Origin of the sequence: Akkermansia muciniphila ATCC BAA-835 (assembly GCF_000020225.1) — a bacterium.
Lineage (GTDB): Bacteria > Verrucomicrobiota > Verrucomicrobiia > Verrucomicrobiales > Akkermansiaceae > Akkermansia > Akkermansia muciniphila.
The window spans coordinates 1,782,057-1,800,370 of sequence record NC_010655.1; the positions used below are offsets into that span (position 1 = coordinate 1,782,057).

Sequence of the window (18,314 nt, forward strand, 5' to 3'; positions counted from 1 at the left end):
GGAAAGGGTCCAACTCTCCTACTTTCCCGGCTTCTATCTGTCAAGCCGCAATAATTTTCCGGAAAGGGTTTGAAAAGGTTCCTGCGCTTTTTTATTGTTGGTGCGCCGCATGGATTCCCCCATAATAACAAGGTTTGCTCCCAGCCCTACAGGCAATCTCCATCTGGGGCACGCCCTGGCTGCGTGGGAAGCCCGTTCCCTGGCGAACCGTTTTTCCGGGAAGTGCGTGCTGAGGATGGAAGATATCGACCAGACGCGGTGCCGTCCGGAGTTTGTTCAGGGCATATTGAAAGATCTGGAGTGGCTGGGCATCCGCTTTGACGGTCCCATGATGGTTCAGTCTTCACGCTTCAGCGCTTATGAACACGCTCTTCAGACGCTGAAGGACCGGGGCGTGCTGTACCCCTGTTTCTGTACGCGCCGGGAGATTGCGGAGGAGGTGGCCGCCATGGGTGGGGCGCCGCAGGGGGGCTGCGTGGACGTATATCCGGGAACTTGCCGGCTGCTTGACAAGGGGCGCAGGAAAGAGCTTCTCAAATCCGGCAAACCTTTTTCCTGGCGGCTGGATTGCCGTGCTGCGGCGCGGATTACCGGTCCCCTGCTATGGAGGGACATGCGGTTCGGAGATCAGGTTTGCCGTCCAGAAGAACTGGGGGATGTGATTCTGGGCCGCAAGGACTGCGCCGCCAGCTACCATATTGCCGTGGTTGTGGACGACGCTGCCCAGGGAGTTACCCATGTAAGCCGTGGTGAGGATTTATTCCCTGTGACGGGCATCCACCGGACGCTCCAGGCCCTGTTGGAGCTTCCTGTTCCGCAGTGGTATCATCACCGGCTGGTGAAGGATGCTTCCGGCAAGCGGCTTGCCAAGAGGGACAGGAGCCTGAGCCTTCAGGAAATGCGTGCCGCCGGGATGCGGCCGGAAGACGTGTTCCGGCTGATGCGGGAGAGCTGAGGGATTTTCATTCCCTTATAGGCGGGGGTGCGTTGTTACGCCGGGAAAGGCAGGGGTCAGGCTGTGGCTTGCGTTTTTCCAGCAGCCGGTCGGGTGATTTTCTTTCCGATGCAGAGCAGGCATGCATAAGCCGCCGCCAGGGTCAGCAGGAGAAGGGAGCTCAGGATGGCCAGCAGATTCAGATGCCCCAGCGGGATGAGCCATGCGTGCGGCATGGCTGCCGTTCCTGCCAGTATCTGGGGAAGCCAGATGAAAGCCGCCTGGGAAAACAGGCTGACGGCTGTGAAGGCCAGCCCCGCGGCCAGGGTGAGCCATACCGCCGGAAGTACTGGCAGGAATGTTTCATGGATGTTTTTTTTCATGGCCCGTGCCGTTCCTGCGAATATGGAAACGAGAAACAGGGGGACCAGCAATGCGGCGGCAGGGAGGGTGTCCCAAAGGAGCCATGTGCAGAGGGGGGAGACGGCCGTCAGGAGGCCCGTGCTCTTAATCAGGAGGCCCCGGGGCGGCGGGGCTGGTGCCGCGGCGTGGTTCATATATCCGTTAATCGGGCCAGACATTGCCGGGCGTGCTTCCCTGGGTAATGACGACTTCCTGGCCTATTTTCAGGGTGAAGTTTGGCGTTACTTCCTGCTGTACTTCCACAAGTTCGTTCGTATCCTTGAGCTTGACGCGCACGCGGATCATTTTGACGGCTTCCACCCTGCCGTCCACGATGGAGCCTGTGGCGGAAGCCAGTTTTGAGGTCCCCATGCCGATGATGCCGGGAGTCATGGCCTCCGCCGCCGTTCCGGCCATGTTGGCAAAGGTGCCATCGTCCGTGGAGGTAAGGACGTTGATTTCCTTGATGCGGACCACGTTGCCCAGCTTGATGGTCGTCACTTTGCCGGTGGCGATTTCCAGATTGCTTTTTTGGGTGCAGGAGAAAAGGACAGGGAGAATAAGAAAAGCGGGAATGAATGGAAGCGGATTCATGATGAACGTAGTTAACTACGCTGGCGGGGTTAAGCGTTTTTCAGCGTGTGGGAAGAATTGTGTAGGTAGCCAGATACAGGAGCAAATGGAGGGAGGAGAGTGCCAGTACCCTGTTCATGCGGCTGTCCGCGGGCGTTTTGCGGATTAGGAGCATCAGATACCCGCCGAAGAGGATGGAGGGTATCCACATCCACCACGTATGGGACAGGTTCAGGTGAAGGGCCCGGCTGGATGTGGGCAGCGTGATGTAGGCAGCCAGGATGAAAGACTGGGCCATGGCGCGCGCCTTTCCTTCCCCCAGCCGCACGGCCAGCGTGCGCTTGCCCGTAGTGAGGTCTTCCTTTCTGTCGCGGATATTGTTGACGGATATCATGACGGCGCACAGGAGGCCGCATTGAATGCCTGTTACGATGCCGGCATTGTACACCGCAAGCGATTCCACCAGCGTGCCGGGTACGACGGGCGCCGTGCCTATCTGCACCAGAATGGTTCCCAGTACGGCAACCAGTCCGAAGAAGAGGATGACGAATATTTCCCCCAGGCCCTTGTAGGCCAGCGGCCACGGCCCTCCCGTATAGCCATAGGTGAAGTAGAGGGACGGGATGCCGATGGCGAGGATGGGCCAGCCGCGCAGTTCGATAAGGGGAAAGGCCAGAAGGCACGCTCCCAGCAGGAAGAAGAGGCCGATGAGCATGACTGTTCTGTGGGAGAGGGCTCCGCTGGCCGTCATGCGCACGGGCCCGGTTCGCCGTTCCGTATCGGCGTGCTTGGCATGGTCAATGGCGTCATTGAAAAAATTGCAGGCAATCTGGAGGCACAGGCAGGAAGTCAGTGTCAGGAGGGCCAGGGACGCATTCCAGCTGCCGGTCAGTTTCTGCACCACCATGCAGCCTGCCCATACCGGAATCAGGGAGGCGGTGAGCGTCTTGGGGCGTGCCGCCAGAAAGGCGGAAGTAATGATATTCATGTGAGGGAAGGCTCCGTAATCAGCGGAGGATGGGGCCGAGGCGGCGGAGGGTTTCCTTAATGAGTGAGACGTGCCATTGCCCGGGGGCCGTTTCCTCTTCTCCCAGGTAGCCATATACCAGGCAGGAACCCAGTTGAGAGTAAAGCAGGCGGGAGACGGGTCCCATGGGCCCCATTCCCATGACGGCGATCGGCCCCTTGGGCTTGGTGAAAAGCTGTACTCCTGTCTGGATGTCCGAGGCCAGGCAGGGCGTGAATGCAAATTTGACGATATCCGCCTTGTAGGAGCGCGCCTTTTTTTCCTGTTCGCGCAGGTAATCCACACCCGGAGTGATTTGGAAATCATGGGTGGAGCCGATGATGATGACGTCCCGCTCCCGCGCTTCCATAACCAGTTCCCTGGCGTGGCGCATGGCCTTGATTTCAATGTCCATGGCGGCGGCATACGGCATATAGGCCCGGAGCAGGGCAAAGCGCTCTTCTTCCGGGATGCGGCGCAGCCCTCCTTCCTCATGGCAGCGCACGGTGACCAGCAGGGGCATCTCCGGCCGGAACTCCATAACCTGTTCAGTCGTGAGTTCCGGGGGAAGGGCATCCACGCGCAGTTCTACTAGATCGCACTGGTCTGTTAAATCTTTTCCTTTCAGCGTTTTCCATAGCTCCCACGAGGTAACGGACGCAACGATTTTCGGCGGATAGGCCTGATGTTCACGTACAATCTGCTGCATACATCCTACTATCCCAGCAAAGGAAGGAAGGTCAATCTTCTATTGATGAGTTCCACTTCATTTTGGGGCCGAGTATGTCAGTTCGCCTGCCTTTTCCCCTTTTGGAACTGTGTTTTTCTTCCTGTGCCAGCCCTGTTGGCCGGTTTCCCGGCAGACGGATTGACGGATGTTGGCGCCGGCTGCCGTTCAAGATGCCGGCAGGGCTGTTTCGTATGGTCCGTTTCCTTGTTGTGGCGGAGGGCGTTATTTTCCTGCCTCTGCACGTTAAAAACATGTTGAGAATGGAGGTCCGGCTTGAAAAGGGAGTTCGGAGGGAGCTAGGTGAAGGCCATGAATATGCTTTGGTCAAGGTTATTGCGGATGGGGAGGAATCCCTTTTGGGCGGCTTTGGATGCCGTGCTGGTGGTAAGGACGGAAAAAGATTCGTCCGGGCATCCGGAATGGTCCTGGAAGGCGTATGTCCCTCATGGCGTTCCGGTTCATGAATTGCCTCCGGTGCCCGTTCCTCTTCCGGAAGGGGATTGGGATAAGGAGCGGTTTCGTAAGGAAAGACGGAAAGCTGCCCGGGTGTTGGGTCACCAGGCCGCTTTAACGCTGGCTTCTTCCCTCCATTTCTCCCGTTTCATGATTGTGGAGGAAGAGTGCCGTTTCAGGCTGCCGGTAATAGGTTCCACGGCGCGGATGCTTGGGCAGCTGCTGAAAGGCTGCCGGGAAAGAACTGCTCTGTTTTTAAGTGAGCCGCGTTTGTCTCCCCATACGGCCTGCTCCGTGGCGAAAGGAGAAAAATCCATCCTGCTGCGCGTGACGGATATGGCGGCATCAGCTGCGTATGTGATGGACCTTTCCTTATGTGAACGCATTCTTTTATCTCTTCCGTCAGATCAGCGGGTCTGGCCATGGCTGAGGTATTATGGTTCTCTGGAGGAATGGTTTGCCCGGTATCTGGGACGTTATGGTGATTTATATGCTCTTTCCCCTGCGTTCGTTTCCTGCGGAGAGGGCGCTCCCATGCCCTCCCTCTGCAAATCCCTGGGCCATTTCAATAATGCACGCACCAAATATACGGATCTGTCTTATCTGGTGAATCCGGCGGTCAATTCATGGCGCTGGCTGAAAAACGTGAACATTTTTTCCGGCAGAAAAAGGCTTGGGTGAGAACCCCGGGATGCGTTTTGCTCCGGCTTCGCCGGATTACCGTTTGCGGGGGATGAACGCCTGCATGGCTGGGGCTGCCGCCTTACGGCAGAGCTTGAAATAAGGTGTTCCGTGCGCCCGTCATCTCAAAAGCAAAACCCCGGACCGCAGGCGGTCCGGGGCGGCTCCCTTTTTCCGGAGGGAGGATGCCGTGATATTAGAGGGGTTAGCTGGCTCCTTCGTCGCACAGGATCTTGACAAAGCCTTCCTCCTGGAGGCGGGTGGCGCCGCAGGCGAACTTGGCCCGGATTTGCAGGGCTTCCTCCATATCGTCGCGCACGGAAAGCTTCACTTTGAAATCATTCCATATGCCAAACTGGGCCTTGCTCTTTACCCAGGCCAGGCAGGAACGGACTCCCTCTTCTGTTTTGGGAAGCCTCTGGGTGCGGATGAATTTGAATCCCATGAAGGTGTCTATTTTCCCTTCCACCAGGGCTTTTACATTGTTGAAGTCATAACTGCTGACCTCCGTTTCCCGCAGCAGGTTCATGATCTGGGAACTGGTTACCGCAATGACGAGCTGGTCTCCGAACTGCGGGGCATCCTGGTTCCAGGCTTCGTTTTCCTCAAAAAGCTGGAGGGCTGCGCGCAGCTTGGCCACGGTAAGGTTGCTGGCGGATTTGGTGCCGCTGTCTACGTGATCCACGGCTATTTGCTGGCTTTCCTTGAATGGAACGGCGGTCATGCCGTCTTCTCCCACGTAGTTCGTATCCAGGAAGCCGGAGATCATCACGTCGTCCATGCGGCGGCCTGCTGCGGCCTGGAGACCTTCAATCGTCTTGCTGACGGGAAGGTCCATGTCTCCCAGGCGGGTGGCGTCAAATTCATCGTAGCCAATGGCTTTGGTGAACGTGCGCGGCCGCATGGACCGGCGTGTGGTGGGAGCCTCGTTCAAAACGGTCTGCCCCACCCGTGTGGTTTTTTCCGTGAAGTCCAGAATGCCGAATTGATCCAGAAATACTACCTTGCCGCTCAAGTCGCGCATGACGCTGACATACTTGTCCAGCCGGGAGGCGTGCTGCTGGAGCAGGGAGCCCCATTTTCTGGTGTATTTTACCTGATAATTATCGCTGATAGTTACTGCCATGATTGCAAATATAATGATAGTTTGAATGCAGGAACGGCAATTTGGATTATCGGGTCCGGAATAACCGGAGCGGTCCTGCCGCAAGCGGGATGCGGCTATGTCCCCTGCGGGATTGCGGGCCGGTCCCATCCAGCGCTAACGTGTATGGACTACAAGGCAGAAAAGCGCACCACGGCAGAATCGTGATGTGCTGTAAAAGGAATGAAAGGCTCCGCTTTCCCGCTGTTAAAGAATAATTGCGTGCGTCCGCGTAGCGTGATCCGGGCCGAAAAGGGCCAGCATGCGGCCCGTTTGCCCTTTTTCCATGCGGTAGGAGTAAAAACGTTTGGTATCCTCCGCCGTGTCCAGCCCGGAATCATGAATCTGTTCTTCCGGTACCCCCGCTTCAATGAGCTGTGCCTTAATGGCCGTAGGAATGTCTTCCTCATAATGAGGCGGGCGGATACAGGGGGAAATGACGGCAATCAGGTTGGACGGTTCCACCCCAAGGCATTTTTTCATGGACTTGATGGTGTTGGAAACGATGTTGCCGGCGGTTCCCGCCTTGCCTGAATGAATCAGGGAACGGTGGCAGTTTTCCTTGTCGTACAACCACACGGCGGCGCAGTCCGCCACGTAAATGGCAAGCACGCAGTCGGAAACTCCGGAGCAAATCAGGCCGTCCACGCCTTCCACAGGATAATTGGAGCCGATGTCCCCCACCAGGGCAACTTTCGTGCCGTGCACCTGTTCGGCGCGGCGCAGGTCTTTCCACCGCCAGCCCAGGGCTTCCACTTCCGCCTTATGGTACGGTTCCAGCCGTTCCAGCACGGTTTCGCGGTCTCCGGCGACGTCTACTCCCGGAATTCTCTCAATGAATTGGACGATTTCTCCGGGATAGGACTGGATAGGCTTCAAGAATGCTGGCGTTTCCATAATTGATGGATCAATAAATGTCGTTGGGGACATCTTGTCGTTTTGTATTACCTAGTCGAGCAAAATTTGGTGTAAAATGTCACGGACGCCGCCCGGTGACTGAGAAAAGGTTTTTTTCCGCCTTTCCGGAGTGATATGAGCAATTCATGCTGCGCAGGTATTCTTTACTTTCCACTTTTTTTGCGGGAATGGCCGCCGTGTTTTTTTCCTTTGCTGCCTCCTTGGCCCAGGAGGCTTCTCCGGATGCCGGGCAGCTGCTGAAAAGGGTGCGCCAGGGGGCAACTCTTCAGGAAAACAAGGACATTAAGGGGCAAATACGCAAACGCAGCGTCAAAATTCCCTTTTCCATGAGTCTGCGCGGCAATCTGATAGCCTTCCAGTACCAGCTCAATAATGTCTGGAACAGGTTCGACCTGAAATTCAAGGACCGCGGCCAGGAGATCCTTTCCTGGAAGGACGGGAAAGCCGGTGTTTTGCCGGTTGCCCAGTATGCGGTGCCCATTGCGGGGACGGACGTAACGTACGAAGATCTTTCCATGCGCTACCTGTACTGGCCCCAGGCAAAAATTGTCCGGGATGATGCGGCGAGCACCGTCAAGGGGCGGGATTGCTGGATTGTCCAGATACCGAATCCTAATTCCGGGGTGGGGCAATATGCCTGGGTGCGCGTCTGGATTGATAAGGAGAACGGCGCCATGTGGCAGGTGGATGGCATTGACCGCCGCGGGGAGCTGGCTAAAAGGTTCATGATTGATTCCGTGATGAAATTGAAGGACGGATCCTGGTTTTTCAAACGGATGAAGGTGGAGGTCCGGGATCCTTCCAATCCGCGCAGAACGGTCTCCGTCAGCTACATAGATATGGACAGCCCAGAATAGCCTTCCGGTTCCCGTTCCATTCCCCGCGGAGCTTTCGGATTATTCTTTCCGGGGCATGGGGGCGGATTCCTTTTCATGCCGCACAGATGGATGATTTAGGACGTGACAAGAAGGCGGGATGGGCGTAAATCCTCCAAAAACCTGTTATGAAGAAACATTTATTCCTTGCATGTGCCCTGGCGTTCGGCCTGTCCGCCTGTTCCCAGCACCAGGAGCAGCCGGCGGAGTCCGGTTCTCCGGTGAAAACGACCATTTCTCCCGTGACTGCTCCTGGGAAAAAGCCGGACCGGCCGGCCGTGAAATTGCCTCCCAAGTCCGTTCCGGTGCCTTCCGTAAGCCCGTCCTATAATAATACTCCTCTTTCCCCGCGCATTCCGGGGGTAACGGTCAACCGTGTGGCTGTGCCGGACAAGGTGGTGGCCCTCACCTTTGATGACGGTCCCCATGGAACGCTGACCCCCAGGGTGCTGGACATCCTGCGCGACAATAACGTCAAGGGTACTTTCTTCATGCAGGGCTGCAATGTGAAGGCCCATCCCCAGGTAGTGCGCCGCATGGTCAATGAGGGCCATGAAGTAGGCAACCATACATGGAATCACGTTTATCTGAGCAAAGTGCCCCGCGAAAAAGCGGAATCCCAGCTCCAGAGCACTAATGAAGCCATCCGCAACGCCTGCGGCGTTGTCCCCGTGGTCATGCGCCCCCCCGGCGGCTATACGAATGCAGGCGTGGCGTCCTGGGCCCGCCAGCGCTTCGGCTTCACCACGGTCATGTGGGATGTGGACACGAATGACTGGCGCAAGCCCGGCTCCTCCGTGGTGGCCGCCCGCGCCGTGAACGGCGCCAAACCCGGCTCCATCATTCTGGTGCATGACATTCACGCTTCTACGGTGGCGGCGGTGGACGCCATTGTGAAGGGATTGAAAAACCGCGGCTATGAACTGGTGACCGTTTCCGAACTTATCAGGAGAGGACGTGCCGCCGCCGGCCATGCTCCTTCCATGCCCGCGGCTCCTGCTGTTCCGGATTCTTCTCCCCTTGCCGTTCCTGCGATTGTGGCTCCCGCGGAGCCTGTTCCCGCTCCGGCGGAGACGGTGGCCGGCATGTAATCCCCGGTGTTTTTCCTTTTCCTTTCAACCCGGTTTCTCTGCGGAAACCGGGTTATTCATTGCCTTTCCGGAGCATTTTTCCCACCGCCCCGGAAAGGAGGCTTTCCCCTTAACGGGCACACGCACAGAAGGCTTGACCTGCTGGTGAATTTCTCCACAATCTTTTGCCGTATTATTCACACCCAATCCGGATTGAAATGTCTATGAATCTCCTGGCATCTGCCGATACTCTACCCGCGCCTGGCGGAATGTCCGCTCCTCTCGCCTTCATCTACGATCTCTTCAATAACCCTCTTTTCATCTTCATTGGCGGTCTGGTGTTGCTGGGTGTGTTTTTCTGGTACCTGGGTTCCGACCAGGACAAGGTCAAGCGCAATGCCGGAACGATTTTCATTATCGGCATTGCGTCTTTTTCCCTGTTCTCCCTCTTCCAGCAGGGGTTGAAATACGGCATTGACATTGCCGGGGGCGTCTCCTTCACGTTGAGCGTGGAACCGAATATCGGAGACGACGGCAAGCCCATTCCCCTGACGGACCAGGCCATGGAACAGGCATGCGTGATCCTGACGGACCGCCTTAACAGTACCGGGGCCAATGACGTCATTATCCGCCCGAAGAAAAAAGACAACCTGAATCTTATAGAAGTTCAAATCCCCGCTGCGGATCCTGCCAAGCGCGAGGAAACCAAGGCCATCCTGACCAAAGTAGCCAAGCTTCAGATTCTTCCTGTCCACCCGCGTAACAACGAACTGGTGGCGGAGGGTCGCATTCGCGTTCCCGGCTACAGGATGTATGAATATACCTTCAAAAACGGCAAGGGTGAGGACGTCACGGAAAAAATATTCCTGGAAAAGCGTGAATCGCTGACAGGCAGGGATATCGTGCGCGCCGGAGTGGATCTGGCCCGTCCCGGCCACGTCAACGTCACCCTGAGCAACGAAGGGGCGGACAAGATGTATAACCTGACTTCCCGCATGCAGCTGGGCCACGACCGCATGGCCATTGTGCTGGATGATGTGGTCAAGAGCGCCCCAACGGTCCAGGCCATTCTGTCGAAAAGTTTTGAAATCAGCGGGCTGGATGCTCCCGGAGAGGCTGAAGCCCTGACGAAGGTGCTTTCCAACCCCCTTACCAACAAGCTCAATTTTGAGTCCGCCAGTGAAATTTCCGCCTCTTTGGGGCATACGGCCCTCCTTCAGGGGGAATACGCTGGCATTACGGGATTGATCCTCTGCTTCATCATGATGATCATCTACTACCGCTTTGCCGGTTTGGTGGCTATCATGGGTCTGACGATCAATGCCCTGCTTCTTCTGGGAGCCATGTCTATCTTCGGGTTTGAGCTGACGCTGCCGGGTATTGCCGGTATTGTGCTGACTCTGGGCGTGGCGGTGGACTCGAACGTGTTGATTTATGAACGCCTGCGGGAAGAAAAGGAAATGGGGCGCCCCTTCCGCGTGGCTATCCGCAACTCCTTTGACAAGGCGTTCTCCGCCATCTTTGACTCCAATATCACCTCGCTCATTACCGCCGTCATCCTGTACTGGATGGCAACCGGCACCATCAAGGGGTTTGCCGTCACGTTGACAGTAGGCGTCATCACTTCCATGATTGGGGCGATTCTCGTTACCCGCGTCCTGTTCTACTGGGCGGATACCGTCGGCATGATGAAGGATCTTAAATTCCTCAACCTCTTCAAGAAAAAGACGAACATCGACTTCATGAGCCAGAAAATCTGGTCCTGCTCTCTTTCCGCCATTCTGCTGATGATATGCATTGTATTTGGCGCCGTAAAGGGCAAGGATTGCCTGGGCATGGACTTTACGGGCGGTTCTTCCATTTCCTATCTGGTGAACAAGGGTGACATCTCCTTCCGGGAAGTGGAAGGCGTGGTCAACAAGCTGTCCCTGACCCAGAAGGCTACGGTGCAGGAGGTGGCGGAGTCCACGGACAGCAGCAAAGTGAATATTCTGATTAATTTCTCCGACCATGCCCAGGACAAGGAGGCTATCACCACGGCATTGGACAAGGCGTTTCCGGTTCTGGACAACGCTCCGTTCAGTGAAGAAACCATCGGGCAGTCCATGGGGTACGATACGCTCATTACTTCCGCATGGGCCCTTTTCTTCGGCATTCTGGGAATCATGGTTTACCTGACGGTGCGGTTTGAATGGACCTTCGCCATTGGTGCGGTCATCGCCCTGACGCATGACGTCCTGCTGGTGCTTGGCCTGGTGATTGTCAGCGGAACGGAGCTGAATGTTATTCATATTGGCGCGTTGTTGACGGTGGCGGGGTACTCCATCAATGACAAAATTATCGTATTTGACCGCATCCGCGAATTCCTCCGCTTCTCCGACCCGAATGAAAGCGCTTCACAAATCATGAACGAAGCCATTAACCAGACGCTTTCCCGTACTATTTTGACCTCTCTTTCCACGCTGGCCGTGCTGGTGTGCCTGTACTTCTTTGGAGGTCCTTCCATGGAAGACTTCGCCTGGACGATTTCCGCAGGCATTTTGATTGGTACGTACTCCTCCATCTTCATCGCTTCTCCGGCGGCTCTTTTCTTCTCCCGGAAGCATGGGTTGCATGAAGAAGTCAGACAGGCCATGAAGGCCGGAGCCTGAGGTTTGGCGTTGAGCCGTTAAATCTCTGACCGGGGAAGGCTGAATGCCTTCCCCGGTCTGTTTCTTGGAAAGAGAGGGAAAGGCTCTGTATGGAATAACCTCCGTGTTCTTTCCCCGTCCGCCTCTTTCGCTTTTCCTGTTTCCACCATATGCGGCTACGGCTTCCGCATGGCTCTTCTGTCTCGCATTCCTCCCTCTTTTATTTCAGGCATAAGAAAACCCCGCCTGCCGTTAGGCAGACGGGGCCGTATCTCTGGTTTCCTGCTATGTATTTCTGCGGGTGAGATTATTCATCATCCCCTTCCTCCTGTGCCGGGGCGGGAGGGGGAGGCATGTCGTTGTTGCCGCGGGCTGCCTTTCTGGCTTCCCTGCGCGCTTCAAGAGCCTTGGAAGCGTCAGCGTTGAGCTGGGCCATTTCAGCCTCATTCAATTTTCCGTCCTTGTCGGCGTCATACTTTTCTTCAATCAGGATCCATCCGGCAGCCATGATCGGGGCGCGGTTGGGGTCAAGCTGGGGACGGGGACCGTTAGGGCGGTTGCCGTGGGGGCCCCGGTTACCGTCTTCACGGCGTCCTTCACCGCCTCTGCGGCCTTCCGGTCCTCTGGGAGCGCGGGGGCCTTCAGCTCTGGGGCCTCCCGGACGCCTCGGACCGTCCATGTTGGGCATTCTCGGTCCTTTGGGGCCACCGGGAACGGCATGGTGCGGGCCGGGCTGGCCGTGATGAGGGGGAATGGACTGCAATTCTTCCGGGGAGAGCTTCCCGTCGCCGTCTTTGTCAAATTTTTTGATCATGGCGGCGGCGTGGGCTTCCTGGCGGGCTTTCATTTCTTCCATGCGCTTGGCAGCTTCCGGATGGTTTTTTGCCCAATCTTCCCGCATGGCTTTCTTTTCCTCGTCGGAAAGCTTGCCATCGCCATCCTTATCGTACTTCTTAAGAATTTCGGCTTTCCTGGCTTCCTGGCGGGCTTTCATTTCTTCCATGCGTTTGGCAGCTTCCGGATGGTCCTTAAGCCATTCTTCCTGCATAGCCTTTCTTTCCTCCTTGGAAAGCTTGCCGTCCCCATCCTTGTCAAATTTCTTCAGGATGGCGGCTTTCTTGGCTTCCTGGGCCTTCTTGACGTCGGCTTGCAGAACGGCTATTTCCTCGTCGGAAAGCTTTCCGTCCTTGTCGGTATCGTATTTGGCCAATACCAGTTCTTCTCCGACAATCATGATACCGGGATCGATTCTCTTCATCTGAACTCGTTTTGGCCCCTGGCGGTCTCTGCCTCCGGCATGGTGGCGATGACCTCCCCTTCTTTCAGGGGGGGGCTGCATTTCAGGAGCATCGGAAGGAGCCTCCGGAGCGGGAGGCGGCGGAGCGTCCTGAGCGAACGCGGAACATGCGGCAAAAGCCGCGGCGATAATCATTTGCTTGGTCATATCTTTGAATGGTGAGGTTTGATGCGTTTCGGAAAGGAGCGTGCGCTGCGGTGTTTCAAACAGGCGGAAACGTCTCCCTTTGCTAAAAGGAACCCCTGGAATTCATTCCGGTTGCAAAATAAAAAGGCAAATGCGTCGGAGAGGGGGTGCGCCGCTGTTTTTATGACACCTGTTTTCTTCCGGGGTAAAGAAGGGTGAACCCATTGAATATGAAGGAAATCAGTGAGGGAATACAGCAATCGGGTGCGAGTGCGTGCCGCCCGTGTCATAGCGGAAAAAATTATTCGCCGGAAATAAAGCGAATGTAGGCCTGCCACCACTGGCTGCCGCCCAGCAGCCAGATCAGAGCGGCGCTGAGAAGAGCGGGGCCAAAGGGGAGGTTTCTGCCGAACCCCATGCGTGAGGCGGCAGCCTGTACAATCCCCAGCAGGGAGCCGAGGAAAAGGCTGAACAGGGCGCCCTGCCAGCCGCACGCGCATCCGGCCATCATCAGAATCCAGGCGTCGCCTGATCCCATGGCTTCCCTGCTGGCATGGATATCCGTCAGATTTCCCTCCACGCTTTCCAGTCTTTCCAGAAGAAAAACGTCCCCGTTTTCCATCTCTATCCTGTCGTACCGCAGCGTGACGGAGCAGGCAGGGTGCGTTTTGCCGTCAATGGTGACGGAACCTCCGGAAAGGACGGCCTTGTCCGTAGACCGGTGGAAAAGCATGGACCAGTCGTGAGGCTGGCCGTTGACGATGAGCTGAAGTTCCTCCCGCTCGGATTCCGGTTCCCTCAAACTCCACGGGGCGGGAACGTCAAAATGCTGTTTCCAGGTGCCGAACAGAAGCTTCCCCAATTCAATCACCAGCCTGATGACCGCATACCCTGCCGCTCCTCCCAGCACGGATGCCGTGAAGGCGTCCGTCCAGGTCATGACATGGCTGTCCGGCAGGAGGAAAGGGTAAAGGGCGCAGGCCCCCGTTCCGGCCAAGGCGCCGATAAATGCCTGAGAGCGGAAGACAATCAGATGTTCCGCGTCAATGAACATGATGACAATGGCCATGGCAGTCCACAGGCAGAGCAGGACGGCTGCTCCTGTGGAAGCGTCCGCGTATTTCCAGCCAATGGCCACGAAGAGCAGGGCCGTGAGCAGCTCCACAAAGCAATATCGGAAGCTGATGCGCGTTCCGCAGCAGGCGGATTTACCCCGGAGAGCCAGCCAGCTCAGAACCGGAATATTCAGGAACCAGGGAATGGGTTTTCCGCATTCCGGGCAGAAGGAACGCGCCGGATCGTTGACGGAGACGCCCCGCGGCATGCGGTAGATAACCACGTTCAGGAAGGAGCCTATGCAGGCCCCCATCAGGCCGAAAACCACGGGAATCACCCATGCGGGAAAGGCGTCAGGCATGGGTGGGCGGGGAATAGGTTCGGCTGGGCGTCTGGTTGATGCGGTCAATCAGCAACCTCAGCCTGCCGTAGTTGCCGCGTTTGATGGGGAAGACGAGCCGGGGCAGGCGGTCCAGGTGTGGTTCGTCCGCTTCATCCGGCAGGGGGCCGCTCTGGATCATTTTCCCCCCAGGCAGAATCAGGTCTGAAAAGTCCCGTTCCAGATGTTCCACCCACTGGGCGGGAAGCTGCGCATTCAGCCGGATGACGATGGAATCTCCGACAAAACGGTAGGAGTGGAAAATCCGGTAAAAACGGTCGATGTGTTCCATGGCTTCCGCCGGATTTTTAGTGACATGGATGAGATGAAGATCGTCTGCGGAAATCAGTCCGGAATCCACCAGTTCCACGCGAATGAAGGCCAGCCAGTTCAGCCAGAAGGTTTTGCCGGGGGAATCCAGAAGGACGATCGGGTAAATGGTCGCTTTTCCCGTCTGGATCAGAGTGAGTGTTTCAAACACTTCATCCATGGTTCCGAAGCCTCCGGGGAATGCCACCATGGCGTCGCTTTCCGCCACGAAGTTCAGTTTTCTGACGAAAAAGTAATAAAAATTGATGAGTTTGTCGCTGTGGGCCACCACATGGTTGGAGGTCTGTTCATACGGCAGGGTGATGTTCAGGCCGAAGGAGCGTTGCTCTCCCGCCCCTTCATTGGCTGCCTGCATGATGCCCGGTCCGCCTCCGGTAATGACCATGTAGCCGTGTTCGCTGGCTTCCCTGGCGAATTCCCTCGCCGTTTCATACGCCGGTTCGTCATTCCTGATGCGGGCGGAGCCGAAGACGGAAATCTTGCGGATGTGGCGGTACGGGGCGAAAACGCAGTTGGCGCGGTACATCTCCCGCCCGGAGCGGATCAGGACGGTAAAATCATGGTCCGAGGCGGCGGACTGGGCCATGTTGATTCCCGTTTTGATATACTCTTGGAGGTAGCGGGGATCGTGCCTGGTGGAGGCTATTTCGGAAAGCTTTTTAACGGCGCCTTCCAGAGTCTGGTAGCTGGAATCCATGGACATGGTGGAGGGGCGTTTCTTGTCTTCACCTGTAAAATCCCTGTTGTCCAAAAAATCAGGATGCTTCATGAGTTGGTATGATAGGTTTGCCCTACTATGCCAGATGACGTACATTAAGTCACAGAAAATTTACCGGCGGGCATGAAAAGAGTTGATTGTTGAAAACAGATCGTTACATTGCTCCCCGCACGGGCGTTCCCACAACATGCCGTTGGTCCTTCAGGCGCATTGGCCGCCATGTCCGTGTTGAGGGGAAACCCGGTACATTACATACGATTATGTCGGAAAACGAAACCACTACTGCAGAAGAAACCGCCGTTACCACGCTGGCCCGTTTTGAGGTTCCCAGCCGTCTGGAAAAAATTGAAGATCCGAATGATGCGAATCATTTGACCTTTGTGGCGGAACCGTTTGAAAACGGTTACGGCCATACGCTTGGCAACTCCCTGCGCCGCGTTCTTCTGGGTTCTCTTGAAGGCGCCGCCATTACCTCCGTCCGCATCGCCGGTGCGCAGCATGAATTTTCCTCCCTGCCCGGTGTGGTGGAAGATGTGACGGAAATCGTGCTGAACCTGAAAAAGGTCAAATTCAAGCATAACGGCAAGGAACCGCGCCTGCTCTCTCTGCGCGTGCATAAGCAGGGCGTTGTGACTGCTGCCGATATTGCCGACGACACCGTTTACCAGGTGGTCAATCCCGATCAAATCATTTGCACTCTGGATCAGGACACCATGTTCGAATGCGAATTCCAGGTTCGCGTGGGCCGCGGTTTTGCCACCGGCGATGAAAACAAGGTGCCGGATATGCCCATCGGCGTGATTCCGATCGACTCCATTTTCTCTCCGGTTACCCGCGTGAAGTATTCTGTGCAGAATACCCGTGTGGGGCAGATGACTGACTACGACAAGCTGATCCTTGAAGTCTGGACGGACGGCCGCATCGCCCCCGCAGACGCCATGCTCCAGGCTTCCGCCATTCTGCGCCATCACCTGGACGTATTCGTCAACTATGACGACAAGCAGGTCAACTTTGAGGAAGCTCCTTCCGCCGTCCAGGACGAGGAAACGGCCCGCCTGCGCAAGTTGCTCAACATGAGCGTCAACGAAATCGAGCTTTCCGTGCGTGCCGCCAACTGCCTCAACAATGCCAATATCACGACCGTTGGCCAGCTTGCCATGAAGAGCGAAAGCGAAATGCTCAAGTACCGCAATTTCGGCAAAAAATCCCTCAACGAAATCAAGGACAAATTGCTGGAACTGGGTCTTTCCCTGGGCGTTCAGGTGGATCCATCCCTGCTTACCGGTCCCGTGCCGCAGGCCAAGCCGCGCCTGGGTCTGGAAGAGGAAAGCCCCGTGGGCCTGGCAGACCTGATTGCCGCCAACATCGAAGACGACGACGACTAAATCTCACAAAACCAACACACATAGAAAAATATCATCATGAGACACGGTGTAAAAACCTCCAAGCTTCAGCGCAATGCTTCTCACCGCAGGGCTCTGCTCGCCAACCAGGCATGCAGCCTCATCCTCAATGGACGCATCACCACCACCCTGGCCAAGGCCAAGGCCCTGCGCCCCTATGTGGAAAAGCTGATTACGCTTGCCAAGCGCGGTGACGTGCATTCCCGCCGCCTGGCTACCGCTACCATTCATAATACGACCGCCGTTAAGCGGCTGTTTGATGAAATCGCTCCTCTTTGCGCGGAACGCAAGGGCGGCTATACCCGCATCGTCAAGCTGGGCCAGCGTCTGACTGATTCCGCCCTTGTGGCCATGATCGAAATTATCGATCTGCCCCGTGAGGCTGCCGAAAAGGAAGAAGCTCCCGCCACCACGGAAGCCACCGCCTAAGACGCACCTCTGGAACATCCTGTTAATACCCCGCTCCGGCCTTTTGTGAGGCCGGAGCGGATTTTTTATTGGCAATAAGGAAGTTATGGCGATAATATCGCTCTTGCTTCTTTCCTGCCGGAACGTTATAATCCAGCTTTAACTATGGACGCAGTATTATTGTTTTCCGGACAAGGTGCCCAAAAAGTAGGCATGGGCAAAGATTTGTATGACCAGTATCCCGTCGCCAAAGCCCTGATTGAACAGGCGGACAAGGCGCTTGGAGAATCCCTTTCTGCCGTCATGTTTGAAGGCCCCGGCGAAGAACTGACGCGTACCTGCAACTGTCAGCCCGCCCTCTACGTACATGGCCTTGCCTGCCTGGCCGTCTTGAAGGAGCTCGTTCCCTCCCTGAATCCTGTGGCTGCCGCCGGCCTTTCCCTGGGGGAATTCACGGCTCATGCCGCTGCCGGGACCTATTCTTTTGAAGAAGGCCTCCGCCTTGTCCAGAAGCGCGGCGCGTTTATGGAGGAAGCATGCAACGCCACGAAAGGCACTATGGCCGCCATGATCGGCGGCACGGATGAAAACGTCATTAAGCTGGCGCAGGAATGTGACGTGGATGTTGCCAATTTCAATTGCCCCGGCCAGACAGTCGTTTCCGGTACGGAGGAAGGTGTGGCCAAGGCTGTAGCAGGGGCGAAGGCCGCCGGCTGCAAGATTGCCAAGAAGCTCAATGTGGCGGGCGCCTACCATTCCCGTCTGATGTACAGCGCTATGGTAAAGCTGGCGGAAGAACTCAAGAATATTTCCTTCGGTACGCCGTCCATGCCTGTTTATTGCAATTATGAAGCCCGGGTAGTGGAAGGTCCGGACGACATCCGCAGCATGCTGGAACACCAGGTATGCGGATCCGTGCGCTGGACGGCTTCCATGCAGAAGCTGGTGGATCAGGGCCACCGCCTTTTCATTGAACTGGGGCCGGGCAAGACACTGGCCGGCATGATGGCTCGCATCTGCAAGGAAGCTACGGTCATCTCCATTGAAGACGTGCCCAGCCTGGAAGCCGCCGTTGCGGAGCTGAACAAATAATTTCCCTGAATAAAAGGGGGTAAGCCGCCGGCCCGTTGGGGAGCCGGCGGTTTTTTGTTGGCGTGTTCATGGCGGGGTTCTGTCAAATA

The 18,314-nt window shown here is 56.4% G+C and carries 17 protein-coding genes; 8 read left to right on the top strand and 9 right to left on the bottom strand.

Annotated elements, in window-relative coordinates; genetic code table 11:
* Positions 1–109: 109 nt before the first annotated feature.
* Positions 110–955: a tRNA glutamyl-Q(34) synthetase GluQRS gene (gene gluQRS / locus AMUC_RS07985; RefSeq protein ID WP_012420528.1), complete on the top strand. Its 846-nt coding sequence runs from the start codon at positions 110–112 to the stop codon at positions 953–955.
* A 56-nt stretch (positions 956–1,011) separates the two neighbouring features.
* Here the strand turns inward: gluQRS and AMUC_RS07990 are convergent, their stop codons facing one another.
* From AMUC_RS07990 to AMUC_RS08005, 4 genes are read right to left on the bottom strand one after another with little or no spacing between them, the layout of a single operon-like run.
* Complete coding sequence (locus tag AMUC_RS07990) at positions 1,012–1,491, bottom strand: hypothetical protein (protein WP_012420529.1); 480 nt, start codon at positions 1,489–1,491, stop codon at positions 1,012–1,014.
* A 7-nt stretch (positions 1,492–1,498) separates the two neighbouring features.
* A complete protein-coding gene (locus AMUC_RS07995) occupies positions 1,499–1,930 on the bottom strand; it encodes a hypothetical protein (RefSeq protein WP_012420530.1) in 432 nt (143 codons plus the stop codon).
* 40 nt (positions 1,931–1,970) lie between these two features.
* Positions 1,971–2,897 (bottom strand): 1,4-dihydroxy-2-naphthoate octaprenyltransferase, encoded by a 927-nt coding sequence (menA, locus tag AMUC_RS08000; protein ID WP_012420531.1) that lies wholly within the window; start codon positions 2,895–2,897, stop codon positions 1,971–1,973.
* 19 nt (positions 2,898–2,916) lie between these two features.
* Positions 2,917–3,624 carry a type I 3-dehydroquinate dehydratase gene (locus AMUC_RS08005; protein WP_012420532.1) on the bottom strand — a complete coding sequence of 236 codons (708 nt, stop codon included), beginning with the start codon at positions 3,622–3,624 and terminating at the stop codon, positions 2,917–2,919.
* Between the two features lie 330 nt (positions 3,625–3,954).
* Here AMUC_RS08005 and AMUC_RS08015 point away from each other — a divergent pair, with 330 nt between their 5' ends.
* Positions 3,955–4,779 (top strand): hypothetical protein, encoded by an 825-nt coding sequence (locus AMUC_RS08015; RefSeq protein ID WP_128153887.1) that lies wholly within the window; start codon positions 3,955–3,957, stop codon positions 4,777–4,779.
* 205 nt (positions 4,780–4,984) lie between these two features.
* Here AMUC_RS08015 and AMUC_RS08020 read toward each other — a convergent pair whose 3' ends face one another.
* Together AMUC_RS08020 and AMUC_RS08025 are read right to left on the bottom strand one after the other, a co-directional pair.
* Complete coding sequence (locus tag AMUC_RS08020; protein ID WP_022197512.1) at positions 4,985–5,905, bottom strand: phage capsid protein; 921 nt, start codon at positions 5,903–5,905, stop codon at positions 4,985–4,987.
* Between the two features lie 225 nt (positions 5,906–6,130).
* Positions 6,131–6,820: a purine nucleoside phosphorylase YfiH/LACC1 family protein gene (locus AMUC_RS08025; protein ID WP_012420535.1), complete on the bottom strand. Its 690-nt coding sequence runs from the start codon at positions 6,818–6,820 to the stop codon at positions 6,131–6,133.
* Positions 6,821–6,966: 146 nt separating this feature from the next.
* Between AMUC_RS08025 and AMUC_RS08030 the strand changes: the two genes are divergently transcribed.
* The 3 genes from AMUC_RS08030 to AMUC_RS08040 all read left to right on the top strand — a co-directional run bounded on the left by AMUC_RS08030 (position 6,967) and on the right by AMUC_RS08040 (position 11,437).
* Entirely contained in the window at positions 6,967–7,698 is a 732-nt protein-coding gene (locus AMUC_RS08030; protein WP_012420536.1) for an outer membrane lipoprotein-sorting protein, read from the top strand.
* A 146-nt stretch (positions 7,699–7,844) separates the two neighbouring features.
* On the top strand, positions 7,845–8,807 hold the full coding sequence (locus tag AMUC_RS08035) for a polysaccharide deacetylase family protein (protein WP_012420537.1): 963 nt from the start codon (positions 7,845–7,847) through the stop codon (positions 8,805–8,807).
* A gap of 248 nt (positions 8,808–9,055) precedes the next feature.
* Complete coding sequence (locus tag AMUC_RS08040) at positions 9,056–11,437, top strand: protein translocase subunit SecDF (protein ID WP_012420538.1); 2,382 nt, start codon at positions 9,056–9,058, stop codon at positions 11,435–11,437.
* Positions 11,438–11,723: 286 nt separating this feature from the next.
* Here AMUC_RS08040 and AMUC_RS08045 read toward each other — a convergent pair whose 3' ends face one another.
* The 3 genes from AMUC_RS08045 to AMUC_RS08055 all read right to left on the bottom strand — a co-directional run bounded on the left by AMUC_RS08045 (position 11,724) and on the right by AMUC_RS08055 (position 15,373).
* Positions 11,724–12,860, bottom strand: a complete 1,137-nt coding sequence (locus tag AMUC_RS08045; RefSeq protein WP_022197508.1) for an EF-hand domain-containing protein — start codon at positions 12,858–12,860, stop codon at positions 11,724–11,726.
* Positions 12,861–13,140: 280 nt separating this feature from the next.
* Positions 13,141–14,256: a prepilin peptidase gene (locus tag AMUC_RS12080; protein ID WP_012420539.1), complete on the bottom strand. Its 1,116-nt coding sequence runs from the start codon at positions 14,254–14,256 to the stop codon at positions 13,141–13,143.
* Complete coding sequence (locus AMUC_RS08055; protein WP_022197506.1) at positions 14,249–15,373, bottom strand: LOG family protein; 1,125 nt, start codon at positions 15,371–15,373, stop codon at positions 14,249–14,251. Before AMUC_RS08055 ends, AMUC_RS12080 begins: the two co-directional genes overlap by 8 nt.
* A 209-nt stretch (positions 15,374–15,582) precedes the next feature.
* Between AMUC_RS08055 and AMUC_RS08060 the strand changes: the two genes are divergently transcribed.
* From AMUC_RS08060 to fabD, 3 genes are all read left to right on the top strand, one after another.
* Complete coding sequence (locus AMUC_RS08060) at positions 15,583–16,707, top strand: DNA-directed RNA polymerase subunit alpha (RefSeq protein ID WP_012420541.1); 1,125 nt, start codon at positions 15,583–15,585, stop codon at positions 16,705–16,707.
* A gap of 36 nt (positions 16,708–16,743) precedes the next feature.
* A complete protein-coding gene (gene rplQ, locus AMUC_RS08065) occupies positions 16,744–17,154 on the top strand; it encodes a 50S ribosomal protein L17 (protein WP_012420542.1) in 411 nt (136 codons plus the stop codon).
* Positions 17,155–17,298: 144 nt separating this feature from the next.
* The gene (gene fabD, locus AMUC_RS08070) at positions 17,299–18,225 is read left to right on the top strand and encodes an ACP S-malonyltransferase (protein WP_012420543.1); all 927 of its coding nucleotides are present in this window, start codon (positions 17,299–17,301) and stop codon (positions 18,223–18,225) included.
* The last annotated feature ends 89 nt before the right edge of the window (positions 18,226–18,314 follow it).

Bases quoted from the DNA above. Each gene is read 5' to 3' on its own strand.
- AMUC_RS08040 (WP_012420538.1), top strand. From the start codon at position 9,056: ATGTCCGCTCCTCTCGCCTTCATCTACGATCTCTTCAATAACCCTCTT.
- AMUC_RS08035 (WP_012420537.1), top strand. From the start codon at position 7,845: ATGAAGAAACATTTATTCCTTGCATGTGCCCTGGCGTTCGGCCTGTCC.
- AMUC_RS08060 (WP_012420541.1), top strand. From the start codon at position 15,583: ATGTCGGAAAACGAAACCACTACTGCAGAAGAAACCGCCGTTACCACG.
- rplQ (WP_012420542.1), top strand. From the start codon at position 16,744: ATGAGACACGGTGTAAAAACCTCCAAGCTTCAGCGCAATGCTTCTCAC.
- AMUC_RS07995 (WP_012420530.1), bottom strand. From the start codon at position 1,930: ATGAATCCGCTTCCATTCATTCCCGCTTTTCTTATTCTCCCTGTCCTT.
- AMUC_RS08045 (WP_022197508.1), bottom strand. From the start codon at position 12,860: ATGACCAAGCAAATGATTATCGCCGCGGCTTTTGCCGCATGTTCCGCG.
- AMUC_RS08025 (WP_012420535.1), bottom strand. From the start codon at position 6,820: ATGGAAACGCCAGCATTCTTGAAGCCTATCCAGTCCTATCCCGGAGAA.
- AMUC_RS08055 (WP_022197506.1), bottom strand. From the start codon at position 15,373: ATGAAGCATCCTGATTTTTTGGACAACAGGGATTTTACAGGTGAAGAC.
- AMUC_RS12080 (WP_012420539.1), bottom strand. From the start codon at position 14,256: ATGCCTGACGCCTTTCCCGCATGGGTGATTCCCGTGGTTTTCGGCCTG.
- AMUC_RS08030 (WP_012420536.1), top strand. From the start codon at position 6,967: ATGCTGCGCAGGTATTCTTTACTTTCCACTTTTTTTGCGGGAATGGCC.
- fabD (WP_012420543.1), top strand. From the start codon at position 17,299: ATGGACGCAGTATTATTGTTTTCCGGACAAGGTGCCCAAAAAGTAGGC.
- AMUC_RS08005 (WP_012420532.1), bottom strand. From the start codon at position 3,624: ATGCAGCAGATTGTACGTGAACATCAGGCCTATCCGCCGAAAATCGTT.
- AMUC_RS08015 (WP_128153887.1), top strand. From the start codon at position 3,955: ATGAATATGCTTTGGTCAAGGTTATTGCGGATGGGGAGGAATCCCTTT.
- gluQRS (WP_012420528.1), top strand. From the start codon at position 110: ATGGATTCCCCCATAATAACAAGGTTTGCTCCCAGCCCTACAGGCAAT.
- AMUC_RS07990 (WP_012420529.1), bottom strand. From the start codon at position 1,491: ATGAACCACGCCGCGGCACCAGCCCCGCCGCCCCGGGGCCTCCTGATT.
- menA (WP_012420531.1), bottom strand. From the start codon at position 2,897: ATGAATATCATTACTTCCGCCTTTCTGGCGGCACGCCCCAAGACGCTC.
- AMUC_RS08020 (WP_022197512.1), bottom strand. From the start codon at position 5,905: ATGGCAGTAACTATCAGCGATAATTATCAGGTAAAATACACCAGAAAA.